This window comes from Brevibacillus aydinogluensis, assembly GCF_961514395.1.
Classification (GTDB): Bacteria; Bacillota; Bacilli; order Brevibacillales; family Brevibacillaceae; genus Brevibacillus; species Brevibacillus aydinogluensis.
In genome coordinates, this window is sequence record NZ_OY569118.1 from 152219 (window position 1) to 165518 (window position 13300).

Annotated in this window: 11 protein-coding genes; 10 read left to right on the forward strand and 1 reads right to left on the reverse strand. The window is 53.8% G+C overall.

Features of this window, described 5'->3' with window-relative positions; all coding sequences use genetic code 11:
- The first annotated feature begins 107 nt into the window (after positions 1–107).
- The 4 genes from Q7F15_RS00705 to Q7F15_RS00720 all read left to right on the forward strand — a co-directional run bounded on the left by Q7F15_RS00705 (position 108) and on the right by Q7F15_RS00720 (position 3663).
- Positions 108–566 carry a hypothetical protein gene (locus tag Q7F15_RS00705; RefSeq protein ID WP_304414891.1) on the forward strand — a complete coding sequence of 153 codons (459 nt, stop codon included), beginning with the start codon at positions 108–110 and terminating at the stop codon, positions 564–566.
- Between the two features lie 13 nt (positions 567–579).
- The gene (locus tag Q7F15_RS00710; protein ID WP_171564003.1) at positions 580–1167 is read left to right on the forward strand and encodes an NAD(P)H-dependent oxidoreductase; all 588 of its coding nucleotides are present in this window, start codon (positions 580–582) and stop codon (positions 1165–1167) included.
- A 287-nt stretch (positions 1168–1454) separates the two neighbouring features.
- Positions 1455–2738 (forward strand): MDR family MFS transporter, encoded by a 1284-nt coding sequence (locus tag Q7F15_RS00715; protein WP_171564004.1) that lies wholly within the window; start codon positions 1455–1457, stop codon positions 2736–2738.
- A gap of 223 nt (positions 2739–2961) precedes the next feature.
- Positions 2962–3663 (forward strand): uracil-DNA glycosylase, encoded by a 702-nt coding sequence (locus Q7F15_RS00720; RefSeq protein WP_171564005.1) that lies wholly within the window; start codon positions 2962–2964, stop codon positions 3661–3663.
- A gap of 16 nt (positions 3664–3679) precedes the next feature.
- Here the strand turns inward: Q7F15_RS00720 and Q7F15_RS00725 are convergent, their stop codons facing one another.
- Positions 3680–4324 (reverse strand): thiamine diphosphokinase, encoded by a 645-nt coding sequence (locus tag Q7F15_RS00725; protein WP_304414892.1) that lies wholly within the window; start codon positions 4322–4324, stop codon positions 3680–3682.
- 298 nt (positions 4325–4622) lie between these two features.
- Between Q7F15_RS00725 and Q7F15_RS00730 the strand changes: the two genes are divergently transcribed.
- The 6 genes from Q7F15_RS00730 (at position 4623) to Q7F15_RS00755 (ending at position 13173) form a co-directional block, all read left to right on the forward strand.
- Complete coding sequence (locus Q7F15_RS00730; RefSeq protein WP_212133650.1) at positions 4623–5519, forward strand: GNAT family N-acetyltransferase; 897 nt, start codon at positions 4623–4625, stop codon at positions 5517–5519.
- Positions 5520–5878: 359 nt separating this feature from the next.
- Positions 5879–7036 carry a THUMP domain-containing class I SAM-dependent RNA methyltransferase gene (locus Q7F15_RS00735; protein WP_304414893.1) on the forward strand — a complete coding sequence of 386 codons (1158 nt, stop codon included), beginning with the start codon at positions 5879–5881 and terminating at the stop codon, positions 7034–7036.
- Between the two features lie 31 nt (positions 7037–7067).
- Positions 7068–9830: a DUF4855 domain-containing protein gene (locus tag Q7F15_RS00740; RefSeq protein WP_304414894.1), complete on the forward strand. Its 2763-nt coding sequence runs from the start codon at positions 7068–7070 to the stop codon at positions 9828–9830.
- 460 nt (positions 9831–10290) lie between these two features.
- On the forward strand, positions 10291–11151 hold the full coding sequence (locus Q7F15_RS00745) for a leucine-rich repeat domain-containing protein (RefSeq protein WP_171564009.1): 861 nt from the start codon (positions 10291–10293) through the stop codon (positions 11149–11151).
- Between the two features lie 312 nt (positions 11152–11463).
- Positions 11464–12684, forward strand: a complete 1221-nt coding sequence (locus Q7F15_RS00750; RefSeq protein ID WP_230076618.1) for an IS256 family transposase — start codon at positions 11464–11466, stop codon at positions 12682–12684.
- A gap of 48 nt (positions 12685–12732) precedes the next feature.
- Positions 12733–13173 (forward strand): C39 family peptidase, encoded by a 441-nt coding sequence (locus Q7F15_RS00755; RefSeq protein ID WP_304414895.1) that lies wholly within the window; start codon positions 12733–12735, stop codon positions 13171–13173.
- The last annotated feature ends 127 nt before the right edge of the window (positions 13174–13300 follow it).

Here is a 13300-nt window from a genome sequence, read left to right on the forward strand (position 1 = left end):
CAGTGCGCGTACCGCGCGAGGATTGAAAGGTATGTGTGTGGTGTCAATAGAGCCGTTGTTATCTGTATTGGTTGGTCATACAACCAAAAAATTATGGGGGTGTTTTCATGTTGAATCTGGTTCTGGCCGCAATGGAACGATTGGCACTGACAGTGATCGTGGGCGGAGGCGTTGTCATGGCCGCCGGTGTCCGTCCTCTCTTACTGTCCATTTTGGCAAAGCCGGGACAACCCGATTTGGCTGAAACCGTTGAGGGGCTCTCAATCAACGCGTGGAACCGATACAACCGATTTGCCTTGTGGGCGGCCATTGTCGTGGCGGTCGTTGATCTCGTGCGTATTGTTACGGGGCTGGCTTTTTCCTGGTGGCATGTTGGCCTGATCCTTACAATCTTTGTGGCTTTGCTTGGAAAGTTATTGATCGATCAGACACTGAAAACGCGGCTTAATGAGACTGGCGCTGAAGCTGTCGGCAGTGCCGAGCAGCGTGCCGGACACCGGCGGGTTGAGTTTCTCTCGGTCGTCATTCTTGTTTTGGCTGTGTTGTTGGTCATCCTGCCGTTCTGACGGAGGTATCCAGATGAATGTGTTGATTGTCTACGCACACCCGAACCCGAAGAGTTTGAATGCCGCCATTTTGAAGGAAGTGGAGCGCGGCCTGCAAGAGGCCGGCTACCAGTATACGGTTATCGATCTATACCAGGACAACTTTCAGCCGGTTCTGGTGTACAATGACAGCATCCGGCGCAGCGAACTCAAGAACGATCCGGAAACGGCGCGTTATCGTGAGCTGGTGCGGCAGGCCGATCATCTCATCTTCATTTATCCCGTTTGGTGGTATGGTGTCCCGGCGATTCTTAAGGGCTTCTTTGATCGCTTGTTTGTTTCGGGATTCGCCTATCACTACGAGGGGATGGTGCCAAAGGGATTGCTCAGCGGAAAATCGGCATGGGTGTTCTATACGATTGACTCTCCCGGATGGTATGTCAGACTGGTTCGCCGCAGTGTCGAATGGAAGATTATGAGAGATGCGATCCTCGCGTTTTGCGGAATACGAAAGGTCAAGAGATTCATGTTTGCCGGCGTCAAGAGGAGCAGCCAAAAGCGGCGTCAAAAATGGCTGGAATCCGTCTATCATCAGGTGCGTTTTGGACTCAGGGAATCATGATGAAGATTCGGTTATCCCGTTGGGTCGATACCCGGGCGTATGGCAAGGAAAACAGGTGGCACAAGTCTCACTTCTTCGAAACACCCAGATGTTTACCCCTCCCCTTAGCGTTTTGAAGCGGACGCTATCGACTTATTGCTGGTCGTCAAGAGAGCGAGCGGGCACCATCACACATGACACCACGGGCTTTGGTTGCAATGCGTCGCCAAAATGAAAATGCAGGTGAAATTGCCATAAATTAGTGTATAATGTGTGTATAAAATTTTGACAAAAGGGGGTGGGGAACCATGAGATTTCGCGACCTTCACATCAACATCAAGGTGCGCCTGCTGACAAGGTTTTTAAGCATTTTGGTCGGTGCGACGATTTTTCCGTTTATGTCGATATACTTTACGGAAAAACTGGGGCAGGCGATCGCCGGGGTTCTCATGCTGTCAACGGTCATAACCACGGTGATTATCAGCTTCTACGGCGGATTTTTGGCCGACAGGATCGGGCGGCGAAAAGTGATGATCATGTCGCAATCGGTACTGCTAGGGGCGTACTCCGTCATGACCATCGCCAACTCCGAGTGGCTCGATTCAGCCTGGCTCACCTATGCGATGCTGCTGGTGCAAAGCGTCGGCACCGGCATGCTGTTTCCCGCCGTGGACGCCATGATCATCGACGTGACGAATCAGGAGAATCGCCGGTATGTCTACAGCTTGAACTACTGGTCGATCAACCTGGCCATGTCGATCGGTGCGCTGGGGGGCGGCTTTCTGTTTCAAACGCACCGGTTTGAATTGTTTCTGCTGTTCACCTGTGTTCATGTGTTAACGCTGATCATGTTTGTCTTGTTTATGACCGAATCGCACCAAACGAAGCGGAATGAACAGGTAAGAAACAAGGCGGTGTGGAAGGATCTGCTGCAAAGCTATCGGCTCGTGGCCAAGGATCGCACTTTTCTCTTTTTTTGTCTCGCAGTGTTGTTGGGCAACGCCCTGCTCAATCAGAAAACCTATTACATAGCTGTTCGTCTTCAGCAGGAGTTTGGCAGCCAGCTTCTGAACGTGGCGAATTGGTTTTCGCTCAAGATCGACGGGATCAGAATGGTTGGCATCATGCAGACGGAGAACACTATTTTGGTTGCCATGGGCATGTTGTTCGTGACGAAGTGGATCAAACGGTTCTCGGACAGCCTTGTGCTGCGAACAGGCGTGTTCTTGTACATGATTGGCTTCGCCGCCTTGGGAAGCAGCAACGGGCTGTGGATTCTGCTCCTGGCGGTGTTTGTCGTGACATGCGGCGAATTGTTGCTGACGCCGGTAAGCCAGTCCGTAATCGCTGATCTGGTGAACGATGAAGCGAGGGGGTCCTATATGGCGGTGTACGGACTGGTTGGTCATGGGGGAAGGCTTCTGGGCGCTGGCGGCATCCTGGTCGGGGTGCTTGTGCCATCCTGGATGATGAGCGGACTCTATGTTCTGATCGGAATCTTCATGCTCTGCTTGTTTCACTACGTGTTAAAACAGCGTCAGCAAAAAAACGAGACCGACGCTGCTTCTCACAATACACCGCTCCCTGTGTAGTGCCGTAGATATGTCGGGGGAGCGCAACAGGGTGCCCTTGATCGTCCAGGGGTGCCCTGTTGCGTTTGATTGTTCCGCTGGCTGGATGTCCGGTACCCCTGCGTCGTTCGCGTGTATTCGCGCACTGGGAGAAGGGAGCGGCCAGCTCGGGGAAAGTTATCGCCGGACCCGTCTCTTTTTGATACAGTAGACAAAGGAGAAGAAAAAGCAAGGTGTGAAGGATATGGCAATTTTGCACAACGATTGGGCCGAACTGCTGGCGGACGAATTTGAAAAACAGTACTACCGGCAGTTGCGGCAGTTCCTGAAGGCGGAATACCAAAGCCGCACCGTGTATCCCGACATGTACGACATTTTCAACGCGCTTCATCTGACGCCGTACCGGGAAACCAAAGTGGTGATTCTCGGTCAGGACCCGTATCACGGACCGGGACAAGCCCACGGCCTCAGCTTTTCCGTCAAACCGGGGGTTGCGCCTCCGCCATCACTGCAAAACATCTTCAAGGAACTGCAGAGCGATCTGGGCTGTGCCATCCCCAATCACGGCTATCTGGTTAGCTGGGCAAAACAGGGGGTCCTGCTGCTCAACACAGTGCTGACCGTGCGCGCGGGCAGCCCCAACTCGCACAAGGGGATGGGCTGGGAGCAGTTTACCGACCGGGTCATTGCCGTCCTAAACGAGCGGGAAACGCCGATGGTCTTTATTCTCTGGGGGCGTCACGCGCAGGAAAAAGCAGCGTTTATTGACAAGCAAAAGCATTGTGTCATTCAATCCCCGCATCCAAGCCCGTTTTCGGCCAATCGGGGCTTTTTCGGCAGCCGGCCGTTTTCCAGGGCCAACCGCTTTTTGCGGGAGCAGGGCTTGGGCGAAATCGACTGGCAGCTTCCCCTGCAGGTGGAACTGACCGCCGCAGGAGAGCAGTAAGCGAGGCGCGTTTTCGTTAATCCTTGCTGCGGATGACAAGCAGGCACCCGCTTGCGACGGAGATTGTCCCGCTGTCGGCCGTCAGCACGTTGCTGATGCCCAGCGTGTCACCGAGGCGCAGCGTCGCATGTTCCAGCGGATATTGAAATCCGGACAGGGTAATGCCGGTCACTTCCGGGGTGAGCGGCAGCAGCGAGATGTGGGGACAGCGGCTGGGGCCGAGGGTCAGCTCGCGGTCGACGAGCATGATGTCATTGGCAGCATCGACGATCCGGCAGCGTACGCCGCTGCGCAGCCCTTTCCACAACAGGTGAACGTTGGCCAGCGTGTGATCGAAACGGGACCCCAGTGCCCCCGTCAGGACAATCTCCTGCGCGCCCTGATCCAGTGCCCAGACGAAGCCCATCTCCGTGTCGGTCATATCTTTCAAGACCGGGTCGCAGGAGCGCACTTCTTCGCTGTGCGCGCTGATCTCCGCCCACTCCTCAGGCGTGACCGAGTCAAAATCGCCGATGGACAGGCGGGGGCGTAGACCGTGGCGGATGAGAAACAGCGCTCCCCGGTCGACACCGACCAGACAGTCACCCGCCTCTACTTCCTCAAGCGCCCAGTCACCCAGATTGCCTCCTGCAAACAGGATGATTCGTGTTGGATTGCTCATGATTTTTTCCTCATTCCGTGTCGATTGCGTTTGTCATCCCCAGATCGTTTTTCCTGGGAGCAGGCCCGTCCTACCCAATCAGGGGCTCCGGGCCCGAAAACGGTTCTCTTCCACAATATCATGGACCCGCCCTGATGTGCCAATGAAGATGAGCCCATCCGCTTCACCTGCCCATAGACGGTCCTCGCGAAAGATCTTGCCGGCGGTCATCGCCTGTCATGCAATACCAGTGAAAATAATTGAATGTTTTGGATTTTGTCGATTAAAATCATTTTATCAACTGCGGGAAGGTGAAGAGATGATTGTCGTCAAGCGCATGAATCAATGCACGCTGGCTGAGGTCACACTGGCGTGGAACCGGGGGTTTGAGGGCTATTTTGTTCCGGTGACGATGACGGAAAAAAGTCTGCTGCAGCGGCTGGGACGGGAGGATTACGCACCATCCCTGTCTGTGATTGCGTTTGCGGACGGGGAACCGATCGGTCTGGTCGCCAGCGGCGTTCGCACCATCAACGGGAAAAAAGCGGCCTGGAACGGAGGCACCGGCGTTGCTGCGGCGTACCGTCGGCAGGGCGTTGGACGCCGATTGATGGAGGAGACGCTGGCCCTGTACCGCAAAGCGGGCGTCGAGCTGGCGACGCTGGAAGCGTTCCGGCAAAACGAGCAGGCGATCGCCCTCTACCGGCAGTTCGGTTATGAGGTGACGGACCGGCTGCTGTTCTTGCAGCGTACCGACGCGCTGACGGATCGGCCGTTTGGCGATGTCACTTCCGCCCCCTACCGGCTGCGGCATGGCATTCCCCAGGAGGCGGCGGCGCTTTCCTTTTACGAGGCGGACGTGCCGTGGCAAAACCAGTGGCCCAGCCTTTGCGATGGAGAGGCGGTCTTCGTGGAAGACGAGAACGGCGAGACAGTCGGTTACGCCTTTTACAAACGGACGCTGGACGAGGCGGGCAAACCGACCGCTATCGTATTGCGGCAGTGTGCGTACCTGCCCGGACGGGCTGATGCGGAGGCGATCGTTCGTTTTGCGCTGGCCCATGTGTGGGGATCGCCGGAACTGGCCTGCACGCGTTCTACCTTCAACCTGCCGGCCTCCTGCAAGCTGGTGGTGAGCGTGCTGGAACAGGCCGGGTTTCAGCCCTCCGGCATCGAACAGGTATACATGATCCGTCAGATGGAGCAGGGCGGCTAGGTGATTGGGCTTCTTGTCGACATGTGAAGCGTCCTCTGTCTCGATACAGGAGACGGCAGCATGTAGACAAAGTCCGAGGCGCATGGGTGATCGGGCCCGCTCGCTTGCTTGGCCCATCACTCCATGCGGTGTACGTTGTCTTCAGCTTTGGTTGATGAATGTTCAGGCCTTCCGGACTGGATATTATGGGAATCACTTCCTTGTGGACGCTTACTACATAAACAGTTTGTCTGCAATCTGGCGTCACCTGTCTCGATACAGGACTTTTGTTTGACAAACATGACCAACGCATCTGTCAAATCGGGTAATATAGTAGAGGGGTTTCACCCTGCCATATCCGAACGACAGGAGATTGTATCATGCAGAAAGTAGAATTAATTGCCACGGCGACATTTGGCCTGGAAGCCGTGGTCGCCCAGGAAGTAAGGGCGCTGGGCTACGAAGACGTCAAGGTGGACAACGGCAAGGTGACGTTTACGGCAGGCATTTCCGCGATACCGCGGGCAAATTTGTGGTTACGAACGGCGGATCGCGTGCGTCTTAAAATGGGAGAGTTTCGGGCGACGACGTTTGACGAGCTGTTTGAGAAGACCAAGGCGCTGCCCTGGTCGGACTGGCTCCCGGAAAACGCAACGTTTCCGGTGGAAGGCAAATCCGTGAAATCGACGTTGTTCAGCGTGCCCGACTGTCAGGCGATCGTGAAAAAAGCGGTGGTGGAAAGCCTGAAAAAAACGTACAAGCGGGACTGGTTCGAGGAGCAGGGGCCGATGTACAAAATCGAGGTGGCCTTGTTGAAGGACGTCGCCACTTTGACCATCGACACGTCGGGACCGGGGCTGCACAAGCGGGGATACCGCGGATTGATCGGCGCGGCGCCGTTGAAAGAGACGATGGCGGCGGCGATGATTCTCTTGTCCCGTTGGAAGCCGGACCGCGTCCTGATGGACCCGTTCTGCGGTTCTGGAACCATTCCGATTGAGGCCGCCCTGATCGGGCAGAACATCGCCCCGGGAATGAACCGCGAATTCGTCTCCGAGAGCTGGCCGAATATCCCGAAGACCGTGTGGCGGCAAGCCCGCGCGGAGACACACGATCTGGCCCGCTACGACCAGAAGCTGGAGATCATCGGCACGGACATCGATGACGAGATTCTGCGGGTCGCGCGGCGCAATGCGGCCGAAGCGGGCGTGGAGGACCAGATTCACTTCCAGCGCATGGACGTGCGCGACGTCCGTACCAAACGCAAGTACGGTTATCTGATCTGCAATCCGCCGTACGGCGAACGGCTGGGCGACTGGAAGCAGGTAGCACGGTTGTATCGCGACATGGGTGAGGTTTTTTCCGCGCTGGACACGTGGTCGTTTTACGTGCTGACGTCGGACGAGCAGTTTGAGAAGCATTTCGGCCGGACGGCCAGCAAGAAGCGAAAATTGTACAACGGCAACATCAAGGTGGACTACTACCAGTTTTTCGGCCCGAAACCGCCTCGTCCGGCAGTGGTTGTGCCGGATGCGTAATACAGAGAAGCAATATGTTGGAGGAGGAAACATGGTGTTGAAGCGTATGGCAGCCAGGGCAATGACCGTTTGTCTGGCGCTGTCGATGCTGTTTACTCAGGCCGCGGCGGCCGCTGGTTCCGCGACGGCAGCGGAGCAGCAGGGTGGGGAACTGCCCTACGAGCAGAACGTGAGCTTTTCCGATTTGCAAAACAGCTACGCCCGGGAGGCTGTCAACCGGCTGGCTGCGGTTCAGCTGATCAGCGGCCAGGGCGGGGACCGCTTTTATCCGCAAAAGCCGATGACCCGGCAGGATGTGGCGGTGCTGCTGGCCAAGGTGATGGGCGTGCAGCCGAAACTGCCGAAACAGGCGGTGTTTGCCGACGTGCCGGCGGACAGCCCGTACGCTCCGTACGTCTACGCACTGGCGGAGCTGGGGGTGATGCAGGGACGAAGCGATGGCAAGCTGGGAGCAGCCGACCCGTTAACCCGGCAGGAGATGGCCGTTCTGCTGACACGGCTGTGGAAAGCGGGCGGCGGCCAGATGCAGAGCGCAGACGCAGCACCGTATGCAGATGAGGAGGAAATTGCCGACTACGCCCGGCAAGCAGTGACTGCTGTTACCGCCCAGCGCTGGATGCAGGGAGCTGGCGGCAAATTCCGCCCGCAGGGGACGGTGACCCGGGGCGATGCCGCGATCATCGCCGAGCGCGTGCTGAACGCTCGCTCCCAGCAGGCGGAACAGGCCGAGTTTACGCTCAATGCGGCCAAGCTGTCGGTCATGACGGGCACCAGCACACGGGTGGAAGTGGCGCCAACCGTCGGGACTTTGCCGTTTTCCCCCGTCTTTGCCTTTGACCGGCCGGAATTGGGCACCGTGCTGCCGGACGGCACGTTTGTCGCCGGACCCACACCCGGAAAGGGCACGCTGACCGTGACAGTGGGGTATCGCACGAAGGAGATTCCCGTGGAAATTACCGCTGCGCCAGCGCCACAGGCGCAGGATGCAGTGGAGCCAGATAAACAGCTGGAGGAAACCGGAGGGGAAGTGAAGGCGGACACGGCGGCTGCGGGTGCGGAGAAAAAGGCTGAAGCTGGCGCGAGCGAGACTGACAAACTGGCTGCGGGCGAAGCCAACAAACCGGCCGAAACCGCCCAATCCGACGATGGCGTAGATGGCGATCAGACCGGATCGGACACAACACCGGCCGCAGCTGATCAGGACGGGGATGGATCAGAGCCTGTCTCACAACCTGCAGAGGAAGATGGCCTGATCAACTTCGCGCCGGGCAGCTTTACCTCTGTCCAGACGATGGGCAAGCCCGATGCCTATTTCGCCCAGGTGGAAAAACAGTACCCCGGCCCGGTAGGCGGATTGGTGACCCCGTCGGAGATCTGGACCGGTTACTACCGTCTGTTTGGGCGAAAAGTGACCGTCGCCCTGGATGAGGTAAAGCGGCTGGAGCGGGTAACCCTGACGTTCCAGCAGCAAAAAGGCTCGGGCATCACCATGCCGGAATGGATGGACGTGGAAGTTTCCCGAGACGGCAGGGCCTGGTATTACGCCGGTAAAGCGAAGCATGACGTATCGCCGGCGGAGGAAGCGGTGGTGGTGCGCACGCTTGCTGTGACGCTGCCGAAAGTGGAGGCACGATACGTCCGAGTCTCGTTCCCGGTAAAAGTGTTTGCCTTTGCCCGCCAGTTGGAAGTGTGGGGGACCAATCTGAGCAGGGGTGAGAGCCCGTCCGTCCTGCTGCCGCCGGAAAATCAAAAGCAGACCGTTGTCGAGGATAAAACGGTCCGCCGCGTGGAAAACATGCTGCTGGCCTATTCCGGTGCATACGGTGAGCGGGGCATCTGGCGGAAGGAAGATTTCCTGCCGATGGTCGGCTATCTGACCAAGGACGGGTACATGGTCGACCAGATGTTTGACACGGTGCTCTTTTTGCCGTATCAAATCCTGCCTTCAACCAAAGAGGGTTGGAAGGAATACATGAATGACCTGTTCCGCACCGGCCAGCAGCTGGAAGCGCTGAACGACGCGATGCGCGAGTTCAACCGCCTGCGGGGGACGTTGTACGGCACACCGACGGTGGAAAACGTCGTGCTCGCCCTGCCTTATCCCAATCCATCCCAGACGGACTTCGGCAGTCTGGACGACAAGCAGCCGTCCCTCTCCTTTAACGCCCGCCAGGTGGGCGAAGAGCAGGCGTATGAAAACCGCAAGCAGGCGCTGGAGTGGTACTACCGGGAGCTGAAAAAGCGCTGGGACAAAGCCGGTTTTGCCTATCTGAGGCTGGAGGGCATCTACTGGTTCCACGAGCTGATTGATGACAGCGCGCCCAAGGAGCGGGAGCTGATTCGTCACATGGCCGGCATCGTGCACGACGACGCGCTCCGCTTCTATTGGATTCCGTACTTTGGTGCGCCGGGGCTGGCCGAGTGGAAATTGCTCTACTTCGACTACGCGTTCCTCCAGCCCAACTACTACAGCGACAAGCCGGTGCAGCTCGACCGCCTGGAAGGCACCCTGGACGTAGTGAACAAGTACGACATGGGCGTGGAAATCGAAGGGGACGAGCGGATGTACCGCGATCCGAAGTTTTACCAGCTCTACTACAACCAACTGGTGGCAACGCACAAGCTGGGCCTGGATAAAAACCGGATTCACGCCTACTACTTTGGCTCCAAAACGCTCTTGGAAGCGGCCAACAGCGACGATCCGGTGATCCGGGGCATCTACGACGATACCTACAAGTGGATGCGCGGCCGTTTTGACCGGAATGAGTATTTTCTGCCGGAAGTGATGCCGTAGGGCATTGCCGCGCTGGAAACGGGAAACAACAAACCTCCGTGGTGATGACAGCCGCGGAGGTTTGTCGTAGTGGACGTGCATGTAGGAGGTGGTCACGATTAAAGAAAAATTTTGTACCTTTCCTGCTTTTGCTGATCCTTGTCACTTCCCTGTATGACATTTTAAAAAAGAAGTGGATTTTTCGGCCGATCAATGGAGGGGCGATGTGCGTTATACTCTATCAGATTAGCCCTGATCATTGGTGGACAAGTCTGATCGTGCTGGTTTTCTTCTATGTGTTTGAATGGTGGAGACACCATCGAGCCTGACAACGCCGGAGAGGGAGTATTCTGTTGGCCAGCAACAAGCGTTTCCGTGAATTCTCTCTTAATACATTAAATGCGCAAGCTATAGGGAAATGGGTTAATTTACCATTCAGGAAAATTATGTTAGACTCAGGAAACAGAAAGGAGTGATAACATTGAAGAAATTCGGAACCCTTCTGTTAATCATTGGCATTTCAACCTATTTGACAGGATGTGCGCCAACTGATTCAAATCCTTCTGCCTCTCGCCAAACTTCTGTCAGTCAAACAACTATAGAAGAAAACGTTCCATCATTTGTTTTAGAAGCCGTTGCTCAAATGTTACGTAAACCAGTGAATGCCATTGAAAAAGAGGACTTTACAAAAGTAAAAGAGTTGCATTTGAATGTTGGAGAATTGGGAGAAGATCAAAAAAACAATGTTTATGATCTTTCAGTCATCGCCGGTATGAAAAATCTAAAAGATCTGTACATCGATCACATCAAAGTTAAAGACTATAATTTTTTAGCAGAATTGCCGCAACTTGAAACGCTCAACTTATCCGGTGTTCAAATGAACCAATTGCCGTCATTTGATCAATTTAACAACTTACGAAGTCTCTCTTTAGAAGATGGAGACATTTCTGATTTGCACTTTCTCCAAGATGTGACTTCACTCCAATACCTCAATTTGAGGAATAACAAGATTACAGACATTGCTCCCATTCAGTCACTAAGCACATTAACCTTCTTGGATGTTTCAGATAATCCGATTACCAGCATTGATTCAATAAAGAGCTTTTCTAACTTAGAACGCTTTCAAATGCGAAATACATCGGTTGATAATCTTGAATCGCTAAGTCAATCACAAAACCTAAAATATCTTGATATACGTGGGTCAAAAGTGACTTCTATAAAACCATTGTTGAATTTAGCTAAACTCGAATTTTTATTAGCGGATCTTGAAAATATCGATGACATAAATCTTTTACCGAAAAAAGTGCAACGTTCTCAAGAGTCGATATTAGAGAAAGAATAGTGTTAGATTCTTTAAGAAACATCAAGTTTTTTAATTTTTTCCGAATGGTTGTTTTTTTACCATTATTTTTCCTTAATAGGTGAGCGGCAAGGAGCCGCGGCATTTACAAAACCTATTGAGGAGGATTGAATCTTATGGCTACTAAAACTTTTTCCCGTGATTTGGGCACCACGAGTTTCAAGCAGTTCGACAGTAAGTGGGCAAGTAAAACTACATCATGCGGTGGAACAATGGAGTCTATAAACTATTTTGTGTAAACTCCTAACCTTCAAAATAGAGTACAATGAATTCTAAGAAAGGTTGGGAGAGCCCATGAGCCTGATGACCAAAGAGCAACTCAAGCAGTGGATCAAGGAAAAGAACATGCAATCGGTGGAAGACGTCCAATCGGCCCTGAAGGAGTTGTTTGCCGACACCCTTCAAGAGATGCTGGAAGCCGAACTGGAGACATCTCTTGGCTACGCCAAGCACGACACGAAAAACAAGAAAACCACCAACAGCCGGAACGGCTACAGCAAGAAAAAGGTGCGTTCCGAGTACGGCGATGTGGACATTCAGGTTCCGCGTGACCGGGCCGGTGAGTTTGAGCCGACCATCGTCAAAAAGAACCAAACGAACGTGACGGGTATCGAAGACCAAATCATTGCCATGTATGCCAAGGGTGTTTCTACCCGCGACATTCAGGATCACCTGCAGCAGCTCTACGGCATCGAGGTTTCTCCTACCCTCATCTCCAACGTGACCAACAAGATCGTCCCGCTGATCAAAGAATGGCAAAACCGTCCTTTGCAGGCGGTATATGCGGTCGTGTTCCTGGATGCCATTCACTTCAAGGTGAAACAAGACGGTGCCATCGTCAACAAAGCCGCCTACATGGCCATTGGCATTGACTTGGAAGGCCACAAAGATGTACTTGGCATCTGGATCGGGGAAAATGAATCGGCAAAGTTCTGGCTTCATGTCGTAAACGAGTTGAAAAACCGGGGCGTGCAAGACATCCTCATTACCTGTGTGGACAATCTTCGCGGCTTCTCCGAGGCCATTTCCGCTTGCTATCCCATCACGGAAATCCAGAAGTGCATCATCCACCAGATTCGCAACTCGATCAAATACGTTTCCTACAAAGACATCAAGAAGATCACGTCGGCCCTGCAGCCGATTTATAAAGCGGCCACGGAAGAGGCCGCCTTGGAAGAACTGAATCAATTCGAGCAGACGTGGGGACAAAAGTACCCCCTTATTGTCCGTTCCTGGCGTACGAACTGGGCGGAAATCTCCACCTTCTTCAAGTACTCACCCGAAATTCGCAAACTGATCTACACAACCAATGTCATTGAGAGCTACCATCGCCAACTGAGAAAAGTCACCAAAGGAAAAGCCATTTTCCCTACAGACGAAGCCCTGCTCAAAATGCTCTACCTGGCAACCATGGATGTGTTACGAAAGTGGACGGGGAGAGTTCAGAACTGGGGCCAAATTCTGTTACAACTGTCCGTTCAGTTTCCGGAGCGAGTTCAACCATATCTCCGCTGAGCCTAACGGCTATTGGAGTTTACACAAAATCATTGACAGACCCGAACAATGCGTTCCGAAGGTTGCTACATCACGTCAATCGCTATGATTTTCAACAGCTTTGGCGACAATGTTGATCCTGGTACTCTGCTGGACAATTTGAAAAACACCGGTAAAGATTGTCCGATTGACTGGAATGCTGCTGCCTCTCGGTATTCCCATACCTATCATGGAAAAATGTCTGGTACATTCGACAAATTGAAGGCAGACATCTTTGACTTAATTGTAAATGAAAGAATCCCAGTAATGATCCACGTACCTAATCATCTTGTTGTTGCAAAAGGATTTAAAGGGACGCTCTCAGTTGACGTAGACGGCTCTCCATACTACAGCCAAATCACTCCAGAGATGATTTTGGTTAACGACCCAGGTAGCAGTTCTCACCAAACGTTGCAGGACGTTATTAACCAACGAGGGGCAGTCGATTATTACACTTACTACACGGACTAAGTCTAAATGTAAAAGAAGAGTCTCCCTAATAAGACGGGAGACTCTTCTTTGTTGACATACGCTGGCTGGAGTACCAGTGTCCTTAGGCAATATCATTAACCCCTTGTATGCCTTCGAGAGCTTGCTC